Source organism: Arcticibacter svalbardensis MN12-7, from assembly GCF_000403135.1.
Taxonomy (GTDB): Bacteria; Bacteroidota; Bacteroidia; order Sphingobacteriales; family Sphingobacteriaceae; genus Arcticibacter; species Arcticibacter svalbardensis.
In genome coordinates this window covers 12,606-37,970 of the sequence record NZ_AQPN01000127.1, presented here as the reverse complement: position 1 = coordinate 37,970, position 25,365 = coordinate 12,606, and the positions used below count along the sequence as shown (strand labels likewise).

Here is a 25,365-nt window from a genome sequence, read left to right as displayed (position 1 = left end):
TACTTTACGCTATTTTTCGATTAATTAGAGTGATACAAACAAAGCGGGATAGGGTATGAGATATTGGTTTAGTGTATGTTTTCTGATTGCAATTTTTTTTAATTCATGTATTAATAAAGAGAAGGAAACTGAAACTTCAGGTACAGCTAAAATGCTTGTAGATGAAAGTTTGACTCCAATTATTGAGGATGAACTTGTTGTATTTGAAAATATATACAAGAATGCTAAAATAGATGCAAGCTACCAGACAGAAGGTAACCTGATAAAAAACCTTTTGGCGGACAGTGCACGTATTGCGATTATGGCCAGAACTTTAAGGCCTGATGAAGCAAAAATAATTCAAAACAGAAAATTACTTATTCATGTTAATCGTTTTGCTATTGATGCAATAGCCTTGGTTGCAAATAAGGCGTCCGTAGATACTTTAATTACAGTTCAAGAACTAATTGACATTTTGAATGGGAAATTTTCAAAGCGTCAGCTCGTATTTGATAACGCGAATTCAAGTACAGTTAGGTATTTAATGGAATTGGCTGGAATTAAACAATTACCTGAAAAAGGGGTTTATGCTTTAAATTCAAATCAGGAAGTAATTAAATATGTGCACAATAATTTAGGTTCAATTGGTGTTATAGGTTTTAACTGGATTAAGCAACCTCCGGTAGAGCTTGAAGGTACCGTAGCAGAATTAAAAATGATGAGGGTGAAGAATCTGCCTGGAAAACCAGGTTCGGATAAATACTACATACCGAATCAGGACAATCTTGCTCAGGAACAGTACCCACTAAGTAGAAATGTTTATATCATAAATTGCCAGGCTGGAGGAGGTCTTGGCCTGGGATTTGCTTCGTTTTTAGCTGGGGAAGTTGGGCAACGGGTTGTATTGAAATCTGGACTTATGCCAGATAGTATTCCAACGAGAGAAATATTAATCAGAAAAAATAAAGAATAAATAAACTATGAATATAATAAGAAGAGCAATTCAAGCGAGCCTGTTATTAGGAGTTGTGGGGACAACGGCTTTTGCGCAAAGTTTAGGCGATGCGAAAAAGGCGATTGATGCGGAACAGTATCAACAAGCTAAAACTATTCTTAAAAAGCTAATAGCATCTCAACCCACTAGTGGAGAGAATTATTTTTATTTAGGAAACGTGTATCTGAAAGATGATTATACTGATTCAGCAAAGGCCACTTTCAATAAGGGAGTAAGTTCAGATGCTGAATATGCATTGAATTATGTAGGATTAGGAACATTAGATCTTGGTGCGAAAAATCCTACTGCTGCCAAAGCTAAATTTGATAAGGCAATATCATTGGTTAAACGTAAGGATAACAGTCCTTATTTGTATATCGGAAAAGCCTATACTAATGCGGTACCAGCTGATTATGCAAGTGCATTGGCTAATTTAACCAAGGCTAAAGAAATCAATGAAAAAGATGCTGAAGTTTATTTAGCGATGGGCGATGCTTATCGTGGTGATAAGAAAAATAGTGAGGCTTTTGGAGCTTACCGTACCGCATATGATATGGATAAAACTCTTTTAAGAGCAGAAATTGAACAAGGAAAGCTGATCAAACAATCTAAAGCATTTCAGGAATCTGCTGATAAGTTTAAAAGTATCCTTGCTATTAACGCAAAATATGCACCAGCATATCGCGAATTAGCAGAAACTTATTATTTGTGGGCGAAATCTGAACCTCAGCAATACGATGCTCGAATTAAAGAAGCATTACAGTATTATACTAAATATTTGGATTTAACTGACCGTTCCTTAGAATCCAGAATGAGATATGCTGACTTTTTGGTTTTAGCAGGTGAGTATAAGTCGCTTGAAGCAGAAGCTCAGCAAATGATCCAAATGGATAAGGCTAATCCAAGGATCTATCGTTATTTGGGTTACTCCTTGTATGAGAACGGTAATTATGCCGGTAGCGTTCAGGCAATGAAGGATTTTATGAGCAAGGTTGATCCTGAGCGTATCATTGCAAATGATTATTTATACTTGGGTAAGGCACAATTAAAAGCAGGTGATTCTACAGGTGTTGTAAATTTAACAAAAGCTGTAGACATTGATTCTGCTTATGCTGAGCCAATTAGTGAATTGGCTAAAACTGAGTTTTCTGCAAGAAAATATGGTTTATCTGCTGAATTGTATGAGTTAGCTGTTAAAAATGCAGCTTCTAAAACTTATTTGTTTGACTATTTCTATTTAGGAATGGCAAACTATTTCGACTATGCAAGTAAAACACCTGCAGTGCAAAAGACAAGTAAGGAAGCTTTGGTAAGAGCAGATTCAGCATTTAGTTTAGTATCTCAAAAGTCTCCTAGTACTGCTGATGCTTATTTGTACCGTGCAAGAACGAACAGATTATTAGATGATGATCAGAATTCAAAAGGGTTAATGGTTCCTCATTTTGAAAAATACATTGAAATTATATTAGCTAAACCGGATGGACTTACTGATGTAAGAAACAAGAAAAACCTGGTAGAATCATATAATAACTTAGGTGCATATTTTTTAAAGACAGACCAGGCGAAATCTAAAGAGCTTTTTAATAAAGCTATCGCACTTGATCCAACTAATGAATATGCATTAAGCGTATTGAATACCTTAAAATAAAATAAAGAGCCTAATACAGGCTCTTTATTTATATTTGTCAAAACATTTAATTCTATGGAAGTTCAAAGTTTACCGGTAGATTACTTACCTATATTGTTTCAAATGCTAGTTGCATTAGGGTTTGTGGTCTTAACAATGACTATAACGCATTTGATTGGACCTAAGCGGAAGACCGCAGATAAATTAAGTCCTTTTGAAGCAGGTATAGAGGTTGTTGGAAATGCACGAACTCCGGTATCCATTAAGTATTTTCTAGTAGCAATTTTGTTTGTTTTATTTGATATCGAAGTGATTTTTATGTATCCATGGGCGGTTAACTTCCGTGAATTTGGTGTAGAGGGATTAATCGAGATGTTTATATTTATGGCAACATTGCTGTTGGGATATATCTATGTAATTAAGAAGAAAGCAATAGAATGGGGCGATTAGAATGTTTCTAAATAACCAAGCTGTTGCAACATGCAATTCTAAATTTGTAAATTTGGACTCATTTCAAACATATTGGAATGAGTTTTTTTAATTCAAAAGAAATAAGATGAGTGATATAAAATTAGCCGAAGCACCTGCGGGTATTGAAGGCTCCGGTTTTTTTGCAACTTCTTTTGATAAAGTGGTCGGCTTAGCTCGTGCAAATTCGTTATGGCCATTGCCTTTTGCAACATCTTGTTGTGGAATTGAATTTATGGCCACCATGGGAGCACATTATGATTTAGCAAGATTTGGATCAGAAAGGCCTTCTTTTTCTCCACGTCAGGCAGACATGTTGCTTGTTATGGGAACGATTGCGAAGAAAATGGCACCTGTTTTAAGACAGGTATATATACAGATGGCCGAACCCCGTTGGGTTATTGCTGTTGGTGCTTGTGCGACAAGTGGAGGAATCTTTGATAGTTATTCTGTACTTCAGGGAATAGATGAAGTGATTCCGGTAGATGTATATGTACCGGGATGTCCACCCCGACCGGAAGCTATATTAAGTGGTGTGCTTAAGCTTCAGGAGTTGGTACGTGATGAGCCAATGCGTCGCAGAAATTCAGCTGAATATAAGGAGTTACTTAATAAATACGGTATTCAGTAATGGAAAAGATAAGCAATACAGCTTTAATAGAACAGATATCGGCTAGGTTTGGTGAACAAACTTTTGAATTTAGCGAGCCAATAGGGTTGCTGACTTTTGAGACGAGTAAAGAGACGATTATTGATGTGCTGACTTTCCTAAAAACGGAACTTGGCTTCAATTTTCTTACTGATATAACAGGAATACATTTTCCGGAAGCAAAATTGCCTATAGGAGTGATTTATCATTTGCATAATTTCAGGAAAAATGTGCGTATCCGAATTAAGGTTTTCCTGGAAGATGAACATCCATCTATACCAACTGCGTTTGTTTTATGGAGAGGTGCGGATTGGATGGAGCGTGAGACGTATGATTTTTATGGGGTAAACTTTGAAGGGCATCCCGATCTGCGCCGTATATTAAATATGGATGACATGGTAGCTTTTCCAATGAGAAAGGAATTTCCGTTGGAAGATCCGAATCGTGTTGATAAAAAAGACTTTTTCTTCGGAAGATAAACATGAATGAACCCACTATAACACATGCATTAGATCGTAAAGAGACGACTACGCTAAATCTTGGTCCAACTCATCCGTCTACGCATGGGGTGTTCCAGAACGTTCTGGAAATGGACGGTGAGCGTATTATAAGTGGCGTTTCTACTATTGGCTATATTCACAGAGCATTTGAAAAAATTGCAGAGCACAGGCCTTATTATCAGATTACACCATTAACAGATCGAATGAATTACTGCTCTTCCCCTATAAATAATATGGGATGGCATATGACTGTAGAGAAGTTGTTGGGCATTCAGACCCCTAAAAGGGTTGATTACATGCGTGTAATTGTGATGGAGCTAGCCCGAATATCGGATCATTTGGTTTGTAATGGAATATTAGGAGTAGATACAGGAGCTTATTCAGGATTCTTGTACTTAATGGAACAGCGTGAGCATATCTATGAGATTTACGAGGAAATTTGTGGGGCACGCTTAACTACAAATATTGGCCGAATAGGTGGATTTGAACGCGACTTTAATGATATAGCTTTTGCTAAAATTAAGAAATTTATCAAAAATTATGTTCCGGTTCTAAAAGAGTTTGAGGTTCTTTTTACAAGGAGCCGCATTTTTATGGATCGTACGGTTGGTGTTGCTGCTGTCGATGCGCAAACTGCATTAGATTATAGCTGGACGGGACCAATTTTACGGGCATGTGGTGTTGATTATGATGTTCGTGCAAATGAGCCATATTCTTCTTATGAAGACTTTGACTTTGATGTTCCTGTTGGGGAAACAGGTGATGTGTACGATCGGTACATGGTTCGTAATGAAGAAATGTACCAGAGTATACGCATTATTGAACAAGCTTTAGAAAAGATTGAAAAGGAACCTAAAGGTATATTTCATGCCGATGTTCCTGATATTTACCTTCCTCCAAAAGAAGAAGTATATAACAACATGGAAGCCCTTATTTATCATTTTAAGATAGTAATGGGTGAGATTGATAGTCCAAAAACGGAAGTTTATCATTGTGTTGAAGGAGGTAATGGCGAACTTGGTTTTTATCTGGTAAATGATGGGGGACGAACTCCATATAGATTGCATTTCAGAAGACCTAGTTTTATAAATTACCAGATGTATGCTCCGATGAGCAGTGGAATGTTGCTTTCGGATGCTATAATTAATTTAAGTAGTTTAAATGTAATTGCGGGAGAACTAGATGCTTAAAATATCTGAAACAGATGAAATTATTTTTACTCCTGAGCTATTAGTAAAGTTCAACGAGATTTTGTTACGCTATCCGGAAGATAGACAAAAGTCAGCCTTATTGCCCATACTTCATCTTGTACAGGCAGAATATGGTTGGGTGAGTAGTCCGTTGATGGATAAAGTGGCAGACTTTTTACAGCTTAAACCTATCGAGGTGTATGAAGTGGCTACCTTTTATAGTATGTTTTTTCTTAAACCTCCCGGCAAGTATATGCTGGAAGTTTGCCGTACGGGACCTTGTTGTCTGGTTGGTGCAGAAAAAATCATGAAACATATAGAGGAAAAGCTGAATGTAAAAGAGGGGGAAGTGACGGCGGATGGTTTATTTAGTTGGCGTGGTGTAGAGTGTCTTGCCGCATGTGGTATGGGACCTGTGCTTCAAATTGCTCCTGAATATACGTTTTATGAGAATTTGACAGCTGCATCGGTTGATGAGCTGATTGATCGGTTACGTCTGACAACTGCTGAAAAGGCACAAATTATATTATAATGGGACGGAAATTATTACTTGAAAATATAAACGTTCCTGGAATTAACTCTTTTGAAGTTTATCGCAAACATGGTGGTTACCGTGCTGTAGAAAAAGCTTTAAAAACAATGTCTACTGAGGATGTTGTGGAAGAAGTGAAAAAGTCTGGACTTAGAGGACGAGGAGGAGCGGGATTTCCTACAGGAATGAAATGGAGTTTCCTTGCCAAACCGGAAGGAAAGCCACGATACCTGGTGTGTAATGCTGATGAGTCGGAACCTGGTACATTCAAGGACCGTTATCTGATGACGCATATTCCTCATCTGTTAATTGAGGGGATGATAGTCGCCAGTTATGCATTAGGTGCAAAGACATCATATATCTATGTAAGGGGCGAAATGATGCCTCAGATCAGGATCCTTGAACGCGCAATTGCTGAAGCAAAGGCTGAAGGTTTCCTTGGAAAGAATATATTGGGAACGGGTTATGATCTGGAACTATATGTACAACCTGGTGGTGGTGCCTATATTTGTGGTGAAGAAACTGCGCTTATTGAATCCCTTGAAGGGAAGAGAGGCAATCCAAGGATTAAACCTCCATTTCCTGCTATTTCGGGATTGTATAATTGCCCCACTGTAGTAAATAATGTGGAATCTATAGCTGCAGTAGTTCCGATAATTAATGATGGAGCTGAAGAGTATGCTAAGTTAGGAATTGGAAGAAGTACAGGAACGAAGCTAATATCTGCTTCTGGAAATATTAAAAATCCGGGAGTTTATGAAATTGAACTCGGTGTTCCTGTAGAGGAGTTTATTTATTCGGATGAATATTGTGGTGGAATGGCAAATGGGAAGCGACTAAAAGCGGTTGTAGCTGGAGGTTCTTCTGTTCCTATTCTTCCTGCTAACCTGATTCTGAAATTAACTACTGGTGAAAATAGACTGATGTCTTATGAATCCTTAGCTGAAGGGGCATTTGCTTCCGGTACCATGATGGGATCGGGTGGTTTTGTCGTTTTTGATGAAGATCAATGTATCGTAAGAAATACCTGGAACTTTTCCCGGTTTTATCATCATGAAAGCTGTGGTCAGTGTTCTCCTTGTCGTGAGGGAACGGGATGGATGGAAAAGGTACTTCACCGTCTTGAATATGGTCATGGTAAATTAAGTGATCTTGATTTGCTGGTAGATGTAGCGAAAAAAATAGAAGGAAATACAATTTGCCCATTGGGTGATGCTGCTGCCTGGCCTGTTGCCAGTGCAATTCGTCATTTCAGAGATGAGTTCGAATGGCATGTATCACATGCAGAAGAAGCGATGGGAAGAAATTACGGCTTGGCACATTACGCAGATCCTTTGCCAAAGGCTGAAACAATTGCTGCTAATTAATATAAATGGTCCTTTAACATGGCTGAAAGAGTTAAAGTAACAATAGATGGTATAAGTATTGAAGTGGATGCAGGAACAACTATCCTGAATGCTGCAAGACTTATTGGCGGAGATATTGTTCCTCCGGCAATGTGCTATTATTCGAAATTAGAAGGTAGTGGTGGTAAATGCCGTACCTGTTTGGTTAAAGTGAGTAAAGGTTCGGATAAAGATCCGCGCCCTATGCCTAAACTTATTGCTTCATGCCGTACGGGTGTGATGGATGGTATGGAGGTGCAAAATATCACCTCTCCTGAAGTTGTGGAAGCGAGAAAGGGTATTGTAGAAATGCTGCTGCTTAATCATCCGCTGGACTGCCCGATATGTGATCAGGCTGGAGAATGTAAACTTCAGGATTTGGGCTATGAACATGGTAGTGAGGGTACCCGCTATGAGTTTGAGCGTAGAACTTTTGAAAAAATAGATATAGGTGATAAGATTCAGCTTCATATGACACGCTGTATTTTATGTTACCGTTGTGTTTATGTGGCTGATCAGATTACTGATCATCGTGAGCATGGAATTCTCGGTAGAGGAGACGCATCTGAAATATCAACTTATATTGAAAAAGCGATTGATAATGACTTTTCAGGGAATGTGATTGACGTCTGCCCTGTTGGAGCACTTACTGATAAAACATTCCGCTTTAAAAATAGGGTTTGGTTTACAAAACCTGTGGATGCGCATTGCGACTGCGATAAATGTTCAGGAAAAGTGACTTTATGGTATAAGGGTGAAGAGGTTCTTCGTGTTACAGCGCGTAAGGACGTAAATGGTGAAGTGGAATCTTTTATTTGTAATACCTGCCGTTTTGAAAGGAAAAATACAAGTGAATGGACAATTGAAGGACCTAGAAAGATTTCGCATCATTCGGTGATTTCTTCTAATCACTATGAATTAGCGAATCCGCCTGCAGTAATCAGAAAGAATCCTGCTTTGAAAGAGGCGAATATTGAAGAATTTGAAAGAGTAACAAGACATTAATGGAATTAACATTTGTTATAGAAAAGGTAGTTTTAGTATCAGTAATATTTCTGATTACTTTAGGTATTGCAGCGTATTCTACGTTGGCCGAAAGAAAAATTGCCGGTTATATTCAAGGTCGAGTGGGTCCGCATAGGGCCGGTCCTTTTGGTGTATTCCAGCCTTTGGCTGATGGAGGTAAGATGTTCTTTAAGGAAGAAATTATCCCTTCGCAGTCAAATCCATTTCTTTTTATTGCAGCACCTTGCCTGGCCCTTCTTACTGCCAGTATTGGGAGTGCGGTTATTCCATGGGGACAAGATGTTACGATAGGTGATCGTGTGATACAGCTTCAGGTTGCCAATATAAATGTTGGCATATTATATATATTCGGTGTGGTATCTCTGGGTGTTTATGGAATTATGATTGCCGGTTGGTCTTCTAATAATAAATATTCTCTGATGGGATCTGTCCGTGCAGCTTCTCAGAATATAAGTTATGAAATTGCAATGGGATTATCATTGATCGCGCTTCTAATGGTAACCCAGACTTTATCCTTGAGGGAGATTGCGGAGCAACAAAACGGATTTTGGCAAAACGGATGGTTTTCATGGAACTTCTTTTGTCAGCCTATCGGATTTCTGATATTTTTGGTTTGCTCTTTTGCTGAGTGTAACAGAACACCATTTGATTTACCTGAAAGTGAAAATGAACTAGTTGCCGGATACCATACAGAGTATTCTGGATTTAAGCTGGGAGCATTCCTGTTTTCTGAATATATCAACATGTTTGTATCTTCTGCTGTGATGTCTACTTTATATTTTGGCGGCTATAATTTCCCATTTATGAATGATCTGGGGCTGTCAGCCAATATCATTGCTGTATTAGGTGTTCTTTTCCTTTTTGCTAAAATATTCTTTTTCATCTTCTTTTTTATGTGGATTCGCTGGACGGTTCCACGGTTTAGATATGACCAGCTGATGAATCTGGGATGGAAGGTTTTGATTCCACTTTCCATAGCAAACATTGTTGTAACTGGAATTTGGATTACGGTTAAAGATTTATTATAAAATTTATGGAGTCCTTAAGTAATAGAAAAAAAGTACTAGAACAGAAGCCAATGAGCTTTGGGGAGAAGATTTATCTGCCATCCATAGCAAAAGGTCTGGCTATTACATTCAAGCATATTTTCAAGAAGAGGGAAACTATTTTTTATCCTGAGGAGCTTAGACCGATGTCAGAAAACTGGCGTGGTTTGCATTCTCTTAAAAGAGATGAGAATGGTAAGGAAAGGTGTACTGCTTGTGGATTGTGTGCTTTGGCATGTCCGGCTGAAGCAATTACCATGGAAGCTGCTGAACGTAAGAAGGGTGAAGAGAATCTTTATAGAGAAGAAAAGTATGCCGCTGTTTATGAAATAAACATGTTGCGTTGTATTTTTTGTGGATTATGTGAGGAAGCTTGTCCTAAAGAAGCGATCTATCTGGATGGTCCATTTTTGGAGGCCGATTATCTGAGAAAGGATTTTATCTTCGGGAAAGATAAGCTCGTTGAGGAACCATTGAAACCATAAAATATTATAACTTTGATTCTATAACTGTAAATTAAAGTAAAATCCACTGAGTTAATGAACTTATTCTATTTCGTTGCTTTTCTATCTATCTTTTTTTCACTACTGGTTATTTTTTCTAAAAACCCAGTGTATAGTGTGCTGTATCTGATTGTGACTTTTTTCACCTTTTCCATACATTATATCTTACTTAATGCACAATTTCTGGCTATTGTAAATTTCATTGTCTATATGGGAGCTATATTAGTCTTATTCCTATATGTGCTTATGCTTTTAAATTTAAACAAGGAATCTGAACCGATGAAATCTAACCTGTTAAAGGTGGTAGGTGTAATCGCAGGTCTGTGTTTGCTTTTAACTGTAGCAGGTTCGTTAAAATTATTACATGCATCAGATCCTGTTTTGTTGAAAAACCCTGATATAGGATTAGTGCGAAATCTTGGAAAAGTGTTATTTAAAGAATTTTTACTTCCTTTTGAAGTATCATCTATTTTGCTGCTTTCAGCGATGGTAGGTGCTGTATTATTAGCTAAAAAGGATATAACTAAAGTATAATGGAAACAGTTAGTCAATCAATTCAAGGTATACCATTGAATCACTATATCTTATTAAGTGCCATAATTTTCACAATTGGAGTTATTGGTGTACTGATCAGAAGAAATGCGATTATTATTTTCATGTCTGTCGAACTGATGTTAAATGCAGTGAACCTTTTGCTAACCGCTTTTTCCGTTTATTGGGGAGATGCGTCGGGACAGGTATTCGTGTTCTTTATTATGGCTCTCGCTGCTGCAGAGGTAGCAATAGGGTTGGCTATTTTGACTATGATCTACAGGAATACAAATTCTACAGATATTAATATATTGAACAGATTAAAGTGGTAATTGCTTTTAAAGCATATATTTCTCATTAATTATTTAAACAAATACGGACAAGATTCATGTTATTAATAAATTTAGTTTGGTTAGTTCCATTGTTTCCACTGGTTGGATTCCTGATCAATGGGTTAGGCAGGAATGTTTTGCCAAAAGGAGTTATAGGGTTTATTGGAAGTCTAAGTATACTGCTATCTTTTATTGTTAGCATTGGCATCTTCACTGAACTAAATGCTTCAGATATTAAGTCTTTTTATATTCCATTGTTTGATTGGATTCACACAGCTGCAGTAAAAGTGCCTTTTGCTTTTCAGATTGACCCTTTGAGCTCAATCATGCTGTTGATCGTAACGGGAATAGGATTTTTGATCCATGTTTATTCTATTGGATACATGAAACTGGATAATGGATTTGGAAAGTACTTTTCTTACCTGAATCTATTTATTTTCTTTATGCTGCTTCTGATCCTTGGATCAAACTATGTAGTGATGTTTATTGGTTGGGAAGGAGTTGGTTTATGCTCTTATCTGCTAATTGGTTTTTGGTTTACTAATCCCTCATTTGCAACGGCTGCTAAAAAGGCGTTTGTAATGAATAGAATAGGTGATCTGGGCTTTTTAATCGCCATATTTATCATATTTGCCACTTTTGGAAGTGTGGAATTTGGTGATGTATTTATGCAGGCGGCTAAAATGGAATCTGGTAATACGACTTTGTTATGGATCACTATGCTATTGTTTGTTGGGGCAATTGGAAAGTCAGCTCAGATTCCATTGTTTACCTGGCTGCCTGATGCAATGGCTGGGCCGACACCAGTATCCGCACTGATTCATGCAGCAACAATGGTTACCGGTGGTGTATATATGATCATCCGTTCGAATATATTATTCACACTATCACCGGTCACACTTCATCTCGTTGCTGTTATAGGAATTATTACGGCAATACTAGCGGCTGCAATTGCTGTATCTCAAACCGACATTAAAAAAGTTCTTGCTTACTCTACTGTTTCACAGTTGGGTTATATGTTCCTGGGTTTAGGCGTTGGAGCTTACACAGGAGCTTTATTTCATGTTATCACCCATGCGTTTTTTAAAGCTTTATTATTCCTTTGTGCAGGTTCAGTAATTCATGCGATGAGTAATGAACAGGATATGCGTAAAATGGGTGGGTTAAAGAAAAAGCTACCGATTACGTTTGTAACCATGATGGCAGGTACGCTGGCAATCTCTGGAATTCCTCCATTCTCAGGTTTCTTTTCTAAAGATGAGATATTAGCTCATGCTTATGAGCAGAGTCCTTTATTATGGGTAATAGGAGTGATCACTGCATTACTTACCTCTTTTTATATGTTCAGAATGTTATACCTTACCTTTTATAAAGGGTTTCGGGGAACGCAAGAGCAGGAGCATCATCTTCATGAATCACCTGCAACGATGACTATACCTTTGGTAATTCTTGCCATTCTTGCTGTATTCGGTGGGCTGATTGGAATACCGGAAGTTTTTGGTGGACATCATTGGCTGGCAGGTTTTCTTGCTCCAATATTCGAACATCCGGGACTGGTAATAGTTGCAGAAACTCCTATGAATCATAGTACAGAGTTAATTCTGATGGCTGTATCAGTTGGAGGAGCAATTATTGCTGCGTTGTATGCCTACTCCCGTTATGTAAAGGGCAGTCATATTCCTGCAGTAGATGGTTCGTCAAGAGATCTGCTCTCTAAGCTATCTTATAACAAATTTTACGTCGATGAAGTATATGAATTTATCATTGGTAGACCTTTGAATGCCTTGTCCTCCTTTTTCTACAAGATCATTGATAAAGGTGCAATAGATGGATTTGTCAATGGACTAGGGAAAGCGACATCGGAGGGAAGTAAGGTATTGCGCCTGTTACAATCGGGGAATGTAGGTTTCTATATTTTCATGATGATTACAGGAATTGTGGCATTACTTGTTTATGGATTTTATAATATATAACAGAGAAGGATAAGAAACGATAAATGGAAATTTTACTGCTCATATTTTTGCCCTTAGCTGGTGCCCTGATTTCATCTTTGTTTGGTGAAAGGCAACAGGTAAAGACTTTAGCTTTTATCTGGTCGCTACTTTCATTAGGACTGACAGCTTACCTTCTTTCGGTTTTCAATCCAGAGAGTTCTGCCCCGCAATTCGTTGTTGACCATTCCTGGTTAAGTTATTATGGAATTCGGTTTAAAGCAGGAATAGATGGTATCAGCATGATCGTGGTACTGCTAACCAATGGCTTAATACCTTTGATTATTTTATCAAGCTTTAAGCATACCTATAAAAGACCTGGTTCTTTTTATGCATTGATCCTTCTGATGCAAAGTGCTTTGCTATTGGTATTTACTGCACTGGACGCATTTCTTTTTTATATAGGATGGGAAGCATCTTTAATCCCAATTTATTTTATCTGTGCCATATGGGGCGGAGAAAATAGAATTAAGGTTAACATGAAATTTTTCATATATACTTTTGCTGGTAGTTTAATTATGTTGCTGGGGATCATTTACCTGCATCTTCAAACTCCGGATAAAAGCTATGATATCCAAGCCTTTTACAACTTATCATTAAGTACAGCTGAACAGGGATGGATTTTCTGGGCTTTCTTTCTAGCCTTTGCTATTAAAATGCCAGTATTCCCTTTCCATACCTGGCAACCTGATACCTACACAGAAGCTCCTACTACGGGAACCATGTTACTTGCAGGTATTATGCTTAAAATGGGAATTTATGGAGCAATAAGGTGGCTGATTCCAGTCGCTCCACTTGGTTTTGAGGAATGGGGCCAATTCGCATTAATACTCGCTATTATAGGCATAGTTTATGCTTCCATTATCGCTTTTACTCAAAAAGATGTCAAACGATTGGTTGCCTATTCTTCCATTGCCCATGTTGGCCTAATAGCAGCAGGTATTTTTGCATGGAATACCAATGGGTTACAAGGAGCAATGATCCAGATGATAAATCATGGTATCAATGTATTCGGAATGTTCTTTGTTTTGGACATTATCATCAGAAGACTTCATACACGTGACAGCTTTGAAATGGGCGGTATAGCGAAAGTTGCACCACAACTTGCCATTGCATTCCTGATTATAATTTTGGGAAGTATTGCACTTCCGTTAACAAATGGATTTATAGGAGAGTTCCTTCTTTTATTTGGGATCTATCAATATAATATCTGGGCAGCATTAATAGCTGGATTAACCATAATATTGGGTGCGGTGTATATGTTAAGACTGTACCAAAGGGTTATGTTGGGAACTACAAATGCTTTGACAGTAGGTTTCAAAGACATTGATGGAACGGAAAAACTAGTGCTCGGAGTGGTTTGTGCCCTGATTATTATTATTGGTGTATATCCAAATCCGATTTTACATATATCGGAAGCCACAGTTAAATCATTGGTGGAAATGGTAGACGGGAAAGTCCATGGTATTAGTACCACATTCTAAATTAAGAACGAGGGATACAGAATAAATAAAATGAGCGCATTAATTACGATAACAATTTTAGCATTACTTCTCTTATACCTGGGACTTTTCAAGGCGAAAAAGGCTCTTTTGCCTGTTGCATTAATAGGTCTTATGGTGGCATTGGTTTTATCCTTAATGGAGTGGGACAGTAATGCCGCGCCAATTTTTAGCAACATGATGCTGTACGACCGCTTTGCGGTAGCGTTCTCCGGTATAACTATTTTTTTAACTATATTAATTATAGCTTTATCAAAAGATTATTTTGAGAGGATAAGCTCTAATGTAGCCGAATATTATGCATTGATCTTGTTTTCGCTAGCAGGTATAATCTTAATGGTTTCCTATCATAACCTTTCCATGTTATTTATAGGAATTGAAATCATGTCAGTAAGTTTATACATCCTTGCAGGTATAAAGAAAAGGGATTTTGCTTCTAATGAAGCCGCTTTAAAGTATTTTCTAATGGGTGCTTTTTCTACAGGTATCCTTTTATTTGGTGTGACTTTAATTTATGGTGCCTCAGGATCATTTGATCTGGAAGGGATCAAACAATATATCTTGAAAGATCCAACAGCTGTATCTCCGCTCTTGTATACCGGAATAACACTTCTGATTGTAGGCCTTTCTTTTAAAGTAGGAGCAGCTCCTTTTCATTTCTGGGTGCCAGATGTATATGAAGGATCTCCCTCGCTTATTTCGGCGTACATGAGTACTGTAGTTAAAGTAGCAGGATTTGCCGCTTTTCTTCGTTTAATCATGTTTAGTTTTGCTCCATTACAGGATTTCTGGATTCCAATGATTATTGGAATGTCTGTTCTTTCCTTATTGATAGGAAATGTAACTGCAGTTTATCAGCAACATTTTAAAAGGATGCTGGCATACTCCAGTATTTCTCATGTAGGATATATGTTATTTGCCATCATTGCGCTTAATGGCTCGTCTGATAATGCTGTATTTGTATATGCAGCTGCTTATTCAGTGGCTACTATTATTGCCTTTGGCGTGTTGATTCTGCTGCAGGGACAGGTTGGCAACGATAGCTTCGACAGTTTTAATGGTCTCGCCAGAAAAAATCCTTTTCTTGCCTTAACGCTTACCATTGCCATGTTATCATTAGCAGGTATTCCACTTACTGCAGGTTTCATCGGTAAGTTTATGATGTTCTCAAAAGCATTGTCTTCTTATCATATTTTCCTTGTTGTATTTGCCGCACTTAATGCAATGATCGGGATCTTCTACTATTTTAAAGTTATTGTAGCCATGTATTTTAAAGAGGAGGATCGTAAAGAATTAATTGTTCCTGTTTATTTCAAACTTGTTCTTGGGTTTTCTGCCTTGGTAACGATTGCCTTAGGTGTTTATCCTGATTTTATAGCAAGCCTTATTTAATATAAATATTCGTAGCTTTACGAATATCCATTATGTACGAATTCTGGAATTATCTTCAACATCTAATAAATCCTGAACTCCTACTAAGAGAAGGAGGATTTTATGTCTTGTTATTTGTGGTCTTCGCAGAAACAGGATTGTTCTTTGGATTTTTTCTTCCAGGCGATTATCTCTTATTTTTGTCTGGTATGTTTGTCGCTACCAACAAGTTAGACGTTTCTATCTACACCCTCATTACAGGCCTTATTATTGTTGCTATACTAGGAAACTTTGTTGGCTATTGGTTTGGCAGACGAACGGGACCTGTATTGTATTTACGCAAAGATTCCCTGTTTTTTAAGAAAAAATACCTCTTAGCCGCTGAAGAATATTATCGGAAACAAGGAGCATTTGCATTAATTATGGGAAGATTTATTCCTATTGTACGTACTTTTGCACCAATTGTAGCTGGATTAATCAAAATAGATAGTCGAAAATTCGCTTTATATAATATGGTAGGCGCGTTTCTTTGGGTAAGTTCTTTAACCCTAATAGGCTATTTTCTCGGTAGAAGGTTCGAGAAACAAATAGATCAATATTTGTTATACATAATCATAGGTTTTATACTAATTACAGCAATTCCATTAGTGTTTACTTATTTAAACAGAAATAGAAAAAATAATAATAGTCTGACCACAAATAAAAACGAAAATGAGTAATTTCAATGCCTGGCACAATGTCTCTCCAGGAAAAAATCAACCTGAATTTGTTAACGCTATAATTGAAATCCCAAAAGGTTCAAAAGCGAAGTATGAACTTGATAAAGAAACAGGCCTTCTTCGTCTAGACCGTATTCTTTTTTCATCGGTTATGTACCCTGCAAATTATGGGTTTATTCCACAGACCTATTGTGATGATGAAGATCCACTAGACATTCTCGTGCTTTGTTCAGCAGATGTAGTTCCATTGGCGCTTATCGAAGCTAAAGTTATTGGAGTGATGCATATGGTTGACAATGGTGAGCAGGATGATAAAATTATCGCCGTGGCTAAAAATGATATGTCAGTTAATTACATTGACGATTTATCAGCCTTACCTCCTCATACCATGAAAGAGATTGTTCGTTTCTTTCAGGACTACAAAGTACTCGAACATAAAAATGTAACCATAGAACAGCTTATGGGTAAAGAACAAGCATATAAAGTTATTCAAGATGGAATAGATTTATACAATAAAACTTATTTAAATAATCTATAAAAATAAATGGGAATCCAAATATTTTGGACTTTTTTCCTTGTTGTATTAAATGGCTTTTTTGTAGCCGCAGAGTTTGCAATAGTAAAGGTCAGGGCTTCACAGATTGAAATTCAAGCAAAGTCTGGTAGTCGAATTGCTAATACGGCCAAACATATTACCCAGCACTTAGATGGTTACCTGGCTGCAACACAGTTAGGTATTACACTTGCATCTTTAGGACTGGGATGGGTCGGTGAGGAAGTAATGGAACACGTCATACGGAACATTCTGGTAAGCGTTGGAGCAAACCCAGAGGTTATGGCATCTTTCACTAAAACTGCTGCTCCTATTATTGCCTTCACCTTTATCACCATATTACATATTGTTTTTGGGGAACTTGCTCCAAAATCTATAGCGATCCAAAAGCCTATTGGTGTAACCATGGCTATATCCCTGCCTCTTCATTATTTTTACATGGTATTCCGCCCCTTTATATGGTTGCTGAATGGCTTTGCAAATTTGATTTTGAAAATTATAGGCGTAAGTGCCATAGGTGGTCATGAGGCTGCTCATAGTTCCGAAGAACTTCAATATTTACTCGAACAAAGTAAAGAAAGTGGTGCTCTGGATAGTAATGAGCATGAATTGATTAAAAATGTATTTGACTTTAATGAGCGTGTCGTTAAAAATATTATGGTTCCCCGGACCAAAATGTCAGCAATAGAACTTACTATTGCTCCCGAAGAAGTAATAGCAACAGTCGTTAGAGAGGGATATTCGCGTATTCCTGTTTATGACGAAACTATAGATAAAATCGTAGGTATTATTCACGCCAAGGATATCCTCCCTATCATTGCTGATAAGAAGGAAATGCTGGTTAGCAATATTATCAGAAAACCCTATTTCATCCCTGAATCAAAGAAAATTAATGATCTGATGGCTGAGTTTCAGCTTAGGCGCATTCAAATTGCCATTGTATTAGATGAATTTGGTGGTACTGCAGGTATGGTTACTCTGGAAGATATCGTTGAAGAGCTTGTCGGTGAAATCCAGGATGAGTTTGATGAAGAGAAACCTATTGTAGAAAAGGTATCTGAACATGAGTTTATTGTCAATGCCTCTGCCTCTATTTATGACGTAAATGAACATCTTCCACATGATTTGCCTGAGGATGAAGATTATGATACTGTTGGAGGACTTGTTGGCGATCTGTTTGGTAAAATTCCAGAAGTAGGCGAGCGGAAAGAGTTTTATGGATATGTCATTACAATAATGAAAAAGACAGAACAGAATATCGAATCTGTAAAATTAGACCTGGTTATTACCCAGGAAGATATGGTAGATGAACGTTAATACTGATTATGCATTTGTTCTATACTCCGGATATAACAGGAGATCAATACGACTTAAATACAGAGGAAAGTAAACACTGTATCCGCGTATTGCGCCTCCAGCAAAATGATATCATCCAGCTGATTGATGGTAAGGGAGGTCTTTACGACGCTAAAATCGTTCAGGCTGATCCTAAAAAAACGTCCCTGACCATCGTTAATTGCGTCAGGGAATATGGTAAAAGAAATCACTATCTACACATTGCAATCGCTCCAACCAAAAATATGGAACGATTGGAATGGTTTGTAGAAAAAGCCACAGAGATTGGGATTGACGAAATCACCCCTCTTATTTGCGACCGCTCTGAGCGAAAGGAAGTGAAATTTGAAAGGCTTAACAAAATCATTACTTCAGCCGTAAAACAGTCTATTAAAGCCTATCATCCACAATTAAATGAACAGGTACGGTTCAAAGACTTTATAAAAAACAGCCCTGGACAACGTTATATTGCTCATTGTATGGATGGAAACAAGCTGCAATTTTCAACTGATTTAATAAAACATGATCGGTATACTGTGCTAATTGGACCTGAGGGCGATTTTACACCTCAAGAACTTGAATCTGCCCTGTCTAATGGCTATCAATCACTCACTTTAGGTACTAGTCGTTTACGCACAGAAACAGCTGCTCTGGAAGCCTGTTTTGAGCTTAACTTTCTCAACCGATAAAAAAGATACAGAAGATGAAAAAGACAGGATCTTTGGCCATGCTCATTGTATTACCAATCCTCTTTCTTTGTGCATCTGCTCCGTCATTTAAAATAGCCAGACTTAAGTATAACGGAGGAGGAGACTGGTACGCAAACAGAACAGCGCTTCAAAATCTGGTTAATTTTTGTAATCTAAACCTATCTACAAATATGGATCCCGAGGAAGGTATTGCAGATGTAGGCAGTGCTACGCTTTTCCAATATCCCTTTGTATATGTAACCGGACATGGAAATATCCTGTTTTCAGCAGCAGAAGCCGAAAATCTAAGAAAATATCTAATAGGAGGAGGGTTTCTTCATATTGACGACAACTACGGCCTTGACCAGTATGTAAGGCCACAAATGAAGAAGGTTTTTCCGGAGTTGAGTTTTGTTGAGCTCCCTGCATCACATCCTATTTATCATCAGAAATATGATTTTCAAGGAGGTCTACCTAAAGTACATGAGCATGATGGTAAACGAGCCCAAGGCTTTGCTTTGATCTATAAAGGAAGGATAGTTTGTTTTTATACATATGAATGCGATTTAGGCAACGGTTGGGAAGACTATGGAACGTATGAAGGGGATTCTGAGGCAACCCGTCAAAAGGCCCTTAAAATGGGCGCAAATTTAATTCAATTTGCATTGAGTCAGTAAGCTGTCCTAATGCAATTTGCATTAAGACAGTAAGCCGCCTTAATGCAAATTGAAAAATATAACTATTTTGATTTTCTCTTTTTAGGAATTGTAAAATTTTTCTGCCCACTGGTATTGATCACCGGAGAACCAACCATACTCATTGCACAACGGAATCCTACCTCAGCACTCGTCTCATCTTCAGGCATAAATCTACGTGTGGCAGGATTTAACCAATAAGCTCGATCATTCCATGACCCACCCTTATAAACCTTCGAACGATCATTTACTAAAGTCGTTACCCCATATAAATCCTCGTTAACAGAATCCTTAAACCCGCGCATGTCATTATTGAATTTGGCCTCAGATAAAACAGTTGTACTATCTGTTTGTCCGTTCAATTCTGCCCAGGTTTGTTTCCTTCTTGATGTAGCAGCATCTTTAATTGGCCTACCATACTTATCCTTGGCAAAGGTTCCTTTTTTAGTATCAGCCATCCGTTTATTCACGTATTCATTCCCACGGAAAGGATTGAAGTCATTGAAATCTTCAAACGACATTTTTCTGTACGTATCAGCAACCCATTCATTTACATTTCCAGCCATGTTATACAAGCCAAAATCGTTGGGCATATAGCTTCTTACCGCAGCAGTAATATCAGCCTTATCATTTAGTCCACGAGCAACACCCATGTTATCACCTTCGCCTCTTTTAAAATTGGCCATAATAAGACCCTGAGTTTTCTTCGAAGCAGAACGCACCCCTAAGCCTGTCCATGGATAAATTTTCCCATCCTCTATGTTTTCATTTGAGGAATTACCTGACAGAGCAAGAGCAGCATATTCCCACTCTGCTTCAGATGGAAGACGGTAGTGTTCTTGTAATACGCCATCTTCCTTTCTAACCGGACGACGAGCGCTATTGCTTCCTTTATTTCCCGTAGCATTGGCGGCAGGATTTAAATTTGCAGGCATTCTCTTTCCATCAATACCCTCACCCTGGTATTGACCATTCAAATAAATATCTGTATTAAAAGGATCAGCAGTAGCTTTACCTCCCTTACCAGCAAGTGTTGCGAAATCAACCATTATACCTCTGGAACGTAAAATCTGCTCGTTAACCCTGTCTGTACGCCATTCAGCATACTCTCTGGCTTGATCCCAGCTGATTCCAATTACAGGATAATCCTGATAAGCCGGGTGTCTAAGGTAATTTTCTACATAAGGTTCATTATAGGAAAGGGGACGACGCCATACCAGAGTATCCGGAAGCGCATTATAATAATACTCGCGGTCATTCGGGAAATTCCGTTGAATCCAGTACAGATATTCACCCCAATTTACATTCGATACTTCAGTTTCATCCATATAAAAAGAGGGTACAGTTACTCTTCTTTTTATATTATCATATTCATAAGCAAGATCTTCCTGTAAGCTTCCGCCCATTACAAATGTTCCGCCTTCTATTGCAATTAAACCAGGACCAGGTGCCGGTTTAACATTTTTTGCAACAGTAAAACCGCCATTTTTGCTGTCATTATAAGCCCATCCCGTGTTTGAGGATGCGCTCTTGGTCTTACATGATGTAACTAAACCAACTGTTCCAATGAGAATTCCTGAGACAAAAAATATAGATAATCTTTTCATTTAATGTTTAAAACATTGAATTGTAAAAATAGCAAATTATCGAGTACTTAACAAAAATAGCTATGTAAAAGCCTTTTTTATATCTAATAAAAGCATGTATTAATATTAAAATTCATTAGACGTTGTTTAATATACCTACTTTTATACATGATATTTTGTTCCAGCCGAACTGTATTTATGTTTTCCTTTCTATTATTGGTTTGCTTAATTGAAAGCAAAGCACAGGTTGCAGGGTATACAGGAACGGTGCTAACGGAAAAAATTCAGACCGCAGTACCCTTTTTATTGATCAGTCCTGATGCCCGTTCCGGAGCTATGGGCGATGCAGGTGTTGCAACTTCACCAGATGTGAATTCTATCCACTGGAATCCCTCTAAAATAGCGTTTGCAGACCATAAATCGGCTATTTCTTTGTCTTATACCCCCTGGTTGCAGCAACTAGCTCCCGATATTTATATGGCTTATTTAAGCGGATATTATAAAACGGACAGTAGAAACACAATTGGCCTTTCCTTCAAATACTTTTCAATGGGTGAGATAGAATTGCGCGATGCCTCATCTGTCGCAACGGGGACCTACAACCCAAGCGATTTCTCCATTGATGGAACCTTTGCCAGATCCTTTGGTAACTCACTTTCTCTGGCTACCACTTTCCGGTTTATTTACTCAAAAATAGCCAGCGATGTTCTGGTGAATAGTCAGCAATCCAGTGCCGGAACTGCTTTTGCGGCCGATTTATCAGCCTATTATAAAAAGGAAATTCAACTTTCAGGGAAACCATCGGACCTCGCCTTTGGTATCAACCTTTCCAATATAGGGAATAAAATAAGTTATCTCAATGACGATAATAAGCAGTTTTTGCCCACTAATTTAAAAATTGGAAGCGCATTAACACTGCATCCTGATAAGCAAAATCAACTTACTGTGGCGCTGGACTTCAACAAACTTCTTGTCCCTACTCCTCCTCAAACGGATGCAGATGGAAATATCAGTACAGGAAGATCAACCGATAGATCGGTTCCATCAGGTATATTCGGATCTTTCTCTGATGCACCAGGTGGGTTTTCAGAGGAATTAAAGGAAATAAGTATAGGTGCTGGACTCGAGTATCTTTTCGATCAGAAGTTTGCATTGCGTACCGGTTATTATTACGAAAACCCCGATAAAGGGGAGAGGCGTTTTCTAACTATGGGAGCTGGTTTCAAATACAGTCAGTTAAATCTTGATTTCTCCTACCTGCTGGCAAGTATTCAACGAAGTCCGCTTGCCAATTCTTTACGTTTCTCCCTAATGTATGCCATTAAATAAAAAAAGCCTGTTTAAATAGAGCCCTCCATAATTTAAAAAAAGAATAACAACATGAAAATAAAAGTAGGATTTGGCTTTGATGTCCATGAATTAAAAGAAAATCATCCATTTATTGTTGGCGGAGTTCAGTTAGAACATCATTCCGGAGCATACGGACACTCTGATGCGGATGTATTGCTTCATGCTATTTGCGACGCATTATTAGGTGCAGCGAATCTTGGAGATATTGGTCAGCATTTTTCTAATCAGGATGACCGATGGAAAGGAATCAGCAGCATGTTACTGTTTAAAGAATGCGTTCGTCTTATTACAGAAAAGGGATGGCGAATTGGAAATATAGATGCCATGATCTGTCTGGAAGCCCCTAAAATCAACCCACTCGTGCCAGCAATGAAAAAAAACATAGCCGAAGCTGTTGGTATAAGCGAAGAGGATATCTCCATAAAAGCAACTACCAATGAAAAAATGGGATTTATTGGTCGGGAGGAAGGCGTAGTGGCCTATGCCGTTTGCCTTATCGAGAAAGTGGTAACCAGTTTAGTCCTTTAGTTTCACCTCAGAAAAGTCCGCTCCACACTTCCCACAGCCTGATGCACAGCCACTTTTAGCATGCAAACTTCTGTAAATAAGGCGGCCTATATAGGCTGCCGCTAATATAAATAACACCAAAACAAGTACTTCCTGGATGCCCATGTACAAAGGTATAATTTTATTACGTGCTGATTGTCATGTTATTTTAAAGTTCAAACACACTTTCTTACGATAAATATTGTACCTTTGCAAAAAATTTTTAGGGCATTTCATGCAGAATATCAGAAACATTGCAATCATTGCACACGTTGACCACGGTAAAACTACCCTTGTTGACAAAATTTTACACTCTTGTCAGTTATTCAGGGATAATGAAGAAACTGGTGAATTAATTCTGGACAGCAACGATCTTGAACGTGAGCGAGGAATTACTATTGTAGCTAAAAACGTATCCGTTAATTATAAGGGAGTTAAGATCAACATCATTGACACTCCTGGTCACGCCGATTTCGGTGGTGAAGTAGAACGGGTTCTTAAAATGGCTGATGGTGTAATCTTGCTTGTTGATGCATTTGAAGGAGCGATGCCTCAAACTCGTTTTGTTACTCAAAAAGCATTGGCATTAGGATTAAAACCTATTGTTGTTGTCAACAAAGTGGATAAAGAGAACTGTCGCCCGGAAGAAGTTTACGAATCTATTTTCGAACTTTTCTATAACCTGGATGCAACAGAAGATCAGTTAGACTTCCCTGTTATCTACGGTTCATCCAAACAAGGATGGATGAGTCATGACTGGAAAGAAAAAACAGAAGACATTTTTCCATTATTAGACTCTATCCTGGAGAACATTCCACCGGCACCCGTATCCGAAGGAACGCTACAAATGCAGATCACATCATTGGATTACTCCTCTTTTGTTGGTCGTATTGCAATTGGACGTGTTGCCAGAGGTGTGATTAAAGAAAATATGGCAGTTTCGTTGGTAAAACGTGACGGTACGATTCAAAAAACACGTATCAAGGAGCTTTATACATTCGAAGGATTAGGTAAAATCAAAGCGAAAGAAGTTAGCGCAGGTGATATCTGTGCAGTAGTTGGTATTGATGGTTTTGATATTGGTGATACAATCGCTGATATTGACAATCCGGAACAACTTGCTGTAATTCATATTGATGAGCCAACAATGAACATGTTGTTCACCATCAATAACTCACCATTCTTCGGTAAAGAAGGAAAGTTTGTTACTTCCCGTCACTTACGTGAACGCCTTTTCAAAGAAATGGAGAAAAATCTTGCCCTTAAGGTATTAGAAACAGAATCTCCTGATTCTTATCTGGTATACGGTAGAGGTATATTACATTTATCTGTATTGATCGAAACTATGCGTCGCGAAGGCTATGAGCTTCAGGTTGGTCAGCCACAGGTAATCCTGAAAGAAATTGATGGTAAAAAATGCGAACCGGTAGAAGTACTGATCGTTGACGTTCCCGGAGATGTTTCTGGAAAGGTAATTGAATTAGTAACTCAGCGTAAAGGTGAATTATTGATCATGGAACCTAAGGGAGATTTACAACATCTTGAATTTGATATTCCCGCTCGTGGTATTATTGGATTAAGAAACAACGTTTTAACTGCAACAGCAGGTGAGGCAACTATGGCACACCGATTAAAAGGCTATGAGCCTTGGAAAGGTACCATTCCTGGTCGCTCAAACGGAGTTTTAGTATCTATGGACAAGGGTATGACTACTGCTTATGCAATTGATAAATTGCAGGACAGAGGTCGTTTCTTTATCGATCCGGGAGTTGATGTTTATGAAGGTCAGATCTTAGGCGAGCATATCCGAGATAATGATTTGGTTATTAACCTGACTAAAGGAAAACAATTAACAAATATGCGTGCATCTGGTACAGATGATAACGCTCGTATTTCTCCTGCTATCAAGTTCTCTCTAGAAGAAGCAATGGAATATATTCAAAGTGATGAGTATATTGAAATTACTCCTAAGAGCATGCGTCTTCGTAAGATCTATTTGAACGAAGCCGAACGTAAGGTGAATGCAAAGAAATTTGTTTAAATAATAGGGTTAAACACAGCAGCCCTTTACGTATAAGGGTTCTGGATTTTAATCCATATCAAAAGGCTGAAGAATTGGATATAATCCTTTTTCTTCAGCCTTTTTTGTTTGTAGAATTTTTCGAATAAACCTTTCCTTATTATCTTTTGTATCGGACGAACATGCTTATCCATGCGTTATACCTTTTACTATTCATCTGCAACGATGCAGATCTAATTTTGTAAC

Annotated in this window: 26 protein-coding genes; 24 read left to right on the top strand and 2 right to left on the bottom strand. The window is 38.0% G+C overall.

What is annotated here, in order from left to right; genetic code table 11:
* Positions 1–55: 55 nt before the first annotated feature.
* The 21 genes from ADIARSV_RS17295 to ADIARSV_RS17195 all read left to right on the top strand — a co-directional run bounded on the left by ADIARSV_RS17295 (position 56) and on the right by ADIARSV_RS17195 (position 19,599).
* A complete protein-coding gene (locus tag ADIARSV_RS17295; RefSeq protein ID WP_016196937.1) occupies positions 56–952 on the top strand; it encodes a PstS family phosphate ABC transporter substrate-binding protein in 897 nt (298 codons plus the stop codon).
* 7 nt (positions 953–959) lie between these two features.
* On the top strand, positions 960–2,621 hold the full coding sequence (locus ADIARSV_RS17290) for a tetratricopeptide repeat protein (RefSeq protein ID WP_016196936.1): 1,662 nt from the start codon (positions 960–962) through the stop codon (positions 2,619–2,621).
* Positions 2,622–2,675: 54 nt separating this feature from the next.
* Positions 2,676–3,050, top strand: a complete 375-nt coding sequence (locus tag ADIARSV_RS17285; protein ID WP_016196935.1) for an NADH-quinone oxidoreductase subunit A — start codon at positions 2,676–2,678, stop codon at positions 3,048–3,050.
* Positions 3,051–3,156: 106 nt separating this feature from the next.
* Positions 3,157–3,699 (top strand): NADH-quinone oxidoreductase subunit B, encoded by a 543-nt coding sequence (locus ADIARSV_RS17280; RefSeq protein ID WP_016196934.1) that lies wholly within the window; start codon positions 3,157–3,159, stop codon positions 3,697–3,699.
* Entirely contained in the window at positions 3,699–4,196 is a 498-nt protein-coding gene (locus ADIARSV_RS17275; RefSeq protein ID WP_016196933.1) for an NADH-quinone oxidoreductase subunit C, read from the top strand. Before ADIARSV_RS17280 ends, ADIARSV_RS17275 begins: the two co-directional genes overlap by 1 nt.
* Before the next feature lie 2 nt (positions 4,197–4,198).
* Positions 4,199–5,407, top strand: coding sequence for an NADH-quinone oxidoreductase subunit D (locus ADIARSV_RS17270; RefSeq protein ID WP_040300504.1), 1,209 nt, complete (start codon positions 4,199–4,201; stop codon positions 5,405–5,407).
* The gene (locus tag ADIARSV_RS17265; RefSeq protein WP_016196931.1) at positions 5,400–5,939 is read left to right on the top strand and encodes an NADH-quinone oxidoreductase subunit NuoE family protein; all 540 of its coding nucleotides are present in this window, start codon (positions 5,400–5,402) and stop codon (positions 5,937–5,939) included. Before ADIARSV_RS17270 ends, ADIARSV_RS17265 begins: the two co-directional genes overlap by 8 nt.
* A complete protein-coding gene (gene nuoF / locus ADIARSV_RS17260) occupies positions 5,939–7,306 on the top strand; it encodes an NADH-quinone oxidoreductase subunit NuoF (RefSeq protein ID WP_016196930.1) in 1,368 nt (455 codons plus the stop codon). Before ADIARSV_RS17265 ends, nuoF begins: the two co-directional genes overlap by 1 nt.
* Before the next feature lie 18 nt (positions 7,307–7,324).
* On the top strand, positions 7,325–8,329 hold the full coding sequence (locus tag ADIARSV_RS17255) for a 2Fe-2S iron-sulfur cluster-binding protein (protein WP_016196929.1): 1,005 nt from the start codon (positions 7,325–7,327) through the stop codon (positions 8,327–8,329).
* Complete coding sequence (gene nuoH / locus ADIARSV_RS17250; RefSeq protein WP_016196928.1) at positions 8,329–9,378, top strand: NADH-quinone oxidoreductase subunit NuoH; 1,050 nt, start codon at positions 8,329–8,331, stop codon at positions 9,376–9,378. Before ADIARSV_RS17255 ends, nuoH begins: the two co-directional genes overlap by 1 nt.
* Before the next feature lie 5 nt (positions 9,379–9,383).
* Positions 9,384–9,881: a NuoI/complex I 23 kDa subunit family protein gene (locus ADIARSV_RS17245; protein WP_016196927.1), complete on the top strand. Its 498-nt coding sequence runs from the start codon at positions 9,384–9,386 to the stop codon at positions 9,879–9,881.
* Positions 9,882–9,935: 54 nt separating this feature from the next.
* A complete protein-coding gene (locus ADIARSV_RS17240; protein WP_016196926.1) occupies positions 9,936–10,433 on the top strand; it encodes an NADH-quinone oxidoreductase subunit J family protein in 498 nt (165 codons plus the stop codon).
* Positions 10,433–10,762, top strand: coding sequence for an NADH-quinone oxidoreductase subunit NuoK (nuoK, locus tag ADIARSV_RS17235; RefSeq protein ID WP_016196925.1), 330 nt, complete (start codon positions 10,433–10,435; stop codon positions 10,760–10,762). Before ADIARSV_RS17240 ends, nuoK begins: the two co-directional genes overlap by 1 nt.
* Positions 10,763–10,818: 56 nt before the next feature.
* The gene (gene nuoL / locus ADIARSV_RS17230) at positions 10,819–12,735 is read left to right on the top strand and encodes an NADH-quinone oxidoreductase subunit L (protein ID WP_016196924.1); all 1,917 of its coding nucleotides are present in this window, start codon (positions 10,819–10,821) and stop codon (positions 12,733–12,735) included.
* Between the two features lie 23 nt (positions 12,736–12,758).
* Positions 12,759–14,237 carry a complex I subunit 4 family protein gene (locus ADIARSV_RS17225; protein ID WP_016196923.1) on the top strand — a complete coding sequence of 493 codons (1,479 nt, stop codon included), beginning with the start codon at positions 12,759–12,761 and terminating at the stop codon, positions 14,235–14,237.
* A 30-nt stretch (positions 14,238–14,267) separates the two neighbouring features.
* Positions 14,268–15,647, top strand: coding sequence for an NADH-quinone oxidoreductase subunit N (locus ADIARSV_RS17220; RefSeq protein WP_040300503.1), 1,380 nt, complete (start codon positions 14,268–14,270; stop codon positions 15,645–15,647).
* A gap of 32 nt (positions 15,648–15,679) precedes the next feature.
* A complete protein-coding gene (locus ADIARSV_RS17215) occupies positions 15,680–16,345 on the top strand; it encodes a DedA family protein (RefSeq protein WP_016196921.1) in 666 nt (221 codons plus the stop codon).
* Positions 16,338–16,883 carry an inorganic diphosphatase gene (locus ADIARSV_RS17210; protein WP_016196920.1) on the top strand — a complete coding sequence of 182 codons (546 nt, stop codon included), beginning with the start codon at positions 16,338–16,340 and terminating at the stop codon, positions 16,881–16,883. Before ADIARSV_RS17215 ends, ADIARSV_RS17210 begins: the two co-directional genes overlap by 8 nt.
* A 6-nt stretch (positions 16,884–16,889) precedes the next feature.
* Positions 16,890–18,215: a hemolysin family protein gene (locus ADIARSV_RS17205; protein WP_016196919.1), complete on the top strand. Its 1,326-nt coding sequence runs from the start codon at positions 16,890–16,892 to the stop codon at positions 18,213–18,215.
* Between the two features lie 8 nt (positions 18,216–18,223).
* On the top strand, positions 18,224–18,922 hold the full coding sequence (locus tag ADIARSV_RS17200) for a 16S rRNA (uracil(1498)-N(3))-methyltransferase (RefSeq protein WP_016196918.1): 699 nt from the start codon (positions 18,224–18,226) through the stop codon (positions 18,920–18,922).
* Between the two features lie 14 nt (positions 18,923–18,936).
* Positions 18,937–19,599, top strand: a complete 663-nt coding sequence (locus ADIARSV_RS17195; RefSeq protein WP_016196917.1) for a DUF4159 domain-containing protein — start codon at positions 18,937–18,939, stop codon at positions 19,597–19,599.
* A 62-nt stretch (positions 19,600–19,661) separates the two neighbouring features.
* Here ADIARSV_RS17195 and ADIARSV_RS17190 read toward each other — a convergent pair whose 3' ends face one another.
* Positions 19,662–21,224 carry an SUMF1/EgtB/PvdO family nonheme iron enzyme gene (locus ADIARSV_RS17190; protein ID WP_016196916.1) on the bottom strand — a complete coding sequence of 521 codons (1,563 nt, stop codon included), beginning with the start codon at positions 21,222–21,224 and terminating at the stop codon, positions 19,662–19,664.
* A 147-nt stretch (positions 21,225–21,371) separates the two neighbouring features.
* On the opposite strand from ADIARSV_RS17190, the gene porV reads away from it, so the two are divergent.
* Positions 21,372–22,532, top strand: a complete 1,161-nt coding sequence (porV, locus tag ADIARSV_RS17185; protein ID WP_152439933.1) for a type IX secretion system outer membrane channel protein PorV — start codon at positions 21,372–21,374, stop codon at positions 22,530–22,532.
* 51 nt (positions 22,533–22,583) lie between these two features.
* A complete protein-coding gene (gene ispF / locus ADIARSV_RS17180; RefSeq protein WP_016196914.1) occupies positions 22,584–23,081 on the top strand; it encodes a 2-C-methyl-D-erythritol 2,4-cyclodiphosphate synthase in 498 nt (165 codons plus the stop codon).
* On the opposite strand, the gene ADIARSV_RS21305 is transcribed toward ispF, so the two are convergent.
* Positions 23,070–23,225, bottom strand: coding sequence for a FeoB-associated Cys-rich membrane protein (locus tag ADIARSV_RS21305; protein WP_016196913.1), 156 nt, complete (start codon positions 23,223–23,225; stop codon positions 23,070–23,072). The genes ispF and ADIARSV_RS21305 overlap by 12 nt on opposite strands.
* A gap of 109 nt (positions 23,226–23,334) precedes the next feature.
* Here ADIARSV_RS21305 and typA point away from each other — a divergent pair, with 109 nt between their 5' ends.
* Positions 23,335–25,140, top strand: a complete 1,806-nt coding sequence (gene typA / locus ADIARSV_RS17175) for a translational GTPase TypA (protein WP_016196912.1) — start codon at positions 23,335–23,337, stop codon at positions 25,138–25,140.
* Positions 25,141–25,365 lie beyond the last annotated feature (225 nt).

Excerpts from the sequence above, each read along its gene's own strand:
- ADIARSV_RS17295 (WP_016196937.1), top strand. The coding sequence starts at position 56 with ATGAGATATTGGTTTAGTGTATGTTTTCTGATTGCAATTTTTTTTAAT.
- ADIARSV_RS17290 (WP_016196936.1), top strand. The coding sequence starts at position 960 with ATGAATATAATAAGAAGAGCAATTCAAGCGAGCCTGTTATTAGGAGTT.
- ADIARSV_RS17285 (WP_016196935.1), top strand. The coding sequence starts at position 2,676 with ATGGAAGTTCAAAGTTTACCGGTAGATTACTTACCTATATTGTTTCAA.
- ADIARSV_RS17280 (WP_016196934.1), top strand. The coding sequence starts at position 3,157 with ATGAGTGATATAAAATTAGCCGAAGCACCTGCGGGTATTGAAGGCTCC.
- ADIARSV_RS17275 (WP_016196933.1), top strand. The coding sequence starts at position 3,699 with ATGGAAAAGATAAGCAATACAGCTTTAATAGAACAGATATCGGCTAGG.
- ADIARSV_RS17270 (WP_040300504.1), top strand. The coding sequence starts at position 4,199 with ATGAATGAACCCACTATAACACATGCATTAGATCGTAAAGAGACGACT.
- ADIARSV_RS17265 (WP_016196931.1), top strand. The coding sequence starts at position 5,400 with ATGCTTAAAATATCTGAAACAGATGAAATTATTTTTACTCCTGAGCTA.
- nuoF (WP_016196930.1), top strand. The coding sequence starts at position 5,939 with ATGGGACGGAAATTATTACTTGAAAATATAAACGTTCCTGGAATTAAC.
- ADIARSV_RS17255 (WP_016196929.1), top strand. The coding sequence starts at position 7,325 with ATGGCTGAAAGAGTTAAAGTAACAATAGATGGTATAAGTATTGAAGTG.
- nuoH (WP_016196928.1), top strand. The coding sequence starts at position 8,329 with ATGGAATTAACATTTGTTATAGAAAAGGTAGTTTTAGTATCAGTAATA.
- ADIARSV_RS17245 (WP_016196927.1), top strand. The coding sequence starts at position 9,384 with ATGGAGTCCTTAAGTAATAGAAAAAAAGTACTAGAACAGAAGCCAATG.
- ADIARSV_RS17240 (WP_016196926.1), top strand. The coding sequence starts at position 9,936 with ATGAACTTATTCTATTTCGTTGCTTTTCTATCTATCTTTTTTTCACTA.
- nuoK (WP_016196925.1), top strand. The coding sequence starts at position 10,433 with ATGGAAACAGTTAGTCAATCAATTCAAGGTATACCATTGAATCACTAT.
- nuoL (WP_016196924.1), top strand. The coding sequence starts at position 10,819 with ATGTTATTAATAAATTTAGTTTGGTTAGTTCCATTGTTTCCACTGGTT.
- ADIARSV_RS17225 (WP_016196923.1), top strand. The coding sequence starts at position 12,759 with ATGGAAATTTTACTGCTCATATTTTTGCCCTTAGCTGGTGCCCTGATT.
- ADIARSV_RS17220 (WP_040300503.1), top strand. The coding sequence starts at position 14,268 with ATGAGCGCATTAATTACGATAACAATTTTAGCATTACTTCTCTTATAC.
- ADIARSV_RS17215 (WP_016196921.1), top strand. The coding sequence starts at position 15,680 with ATGTACGAATTCTGGAATTATCTTCAACATCTAATAAATCCTGAACTC.
- ADIARSV_RS17210 (WP_016196920.1), top strand. The coding sequence starts at position 16,338 with ATGAGTAATTTCAATGCCTGGCACAATGTCTCTCCAGGAAAAAATCAA.
- ADIARSV_RS17205 (WP_016196919.1), top strand. The coding sequence starts at position 16,890 with ATGGGAATCCAAATATTTTGGACTTTTTTCCTTGTTGTATTAAATGGC.
- ADIARSV_RS17200 (WP_016196918.1), top strand. The coding sequence starts at position 18,224 with ATGCATTTGTTCTATACTCCGGATATAACAGGAGATCAATACGACTTA.
- ADIARSV_RS17195 (WP_016196917.1), top strand. The coding sequence starts at position 18,937 with ATGAAAAAGACAGGATCTTTGGCCATGCTCATTGTATTACCAATCCTC.
- ADIARSV_RS17190 (WP_016196916.1), bottom strand. The coding sequence starts at position 21,224 with ATGAAAAGATTATCTATATTTTTTGTCTCAGGAATTCTCATTGGAACA.
- porV (WP_152439933.1), top strand. The coding sequence starts at position 21,372 with ATGATATTTTGTTCCAGCCGAACTGTATTTATGTTTTCCTTTCTATTA.
- ispF (WP_016196914.1), top strand. The coding sequence starts at position 22,584 with ATGAAAATAAAAGTAGGATTTGGCTTTGATGTCCATGAATTAAAAGAA.
- ADIARSV_RS21305 (WP_016196913.1), bottom strand. The coding sequence starts at position 23,225 with ATGGGCATCCAGGAAGTACTTGTTTTGGTGTTATTTATATTAGCGGCA.
- typA (WP_016196912.1), top strand. The coding sequence starts at position 23,335 with ATGCAGAATATCAGAAACATTGCAATCATTGCACACGTTGACCACGGT.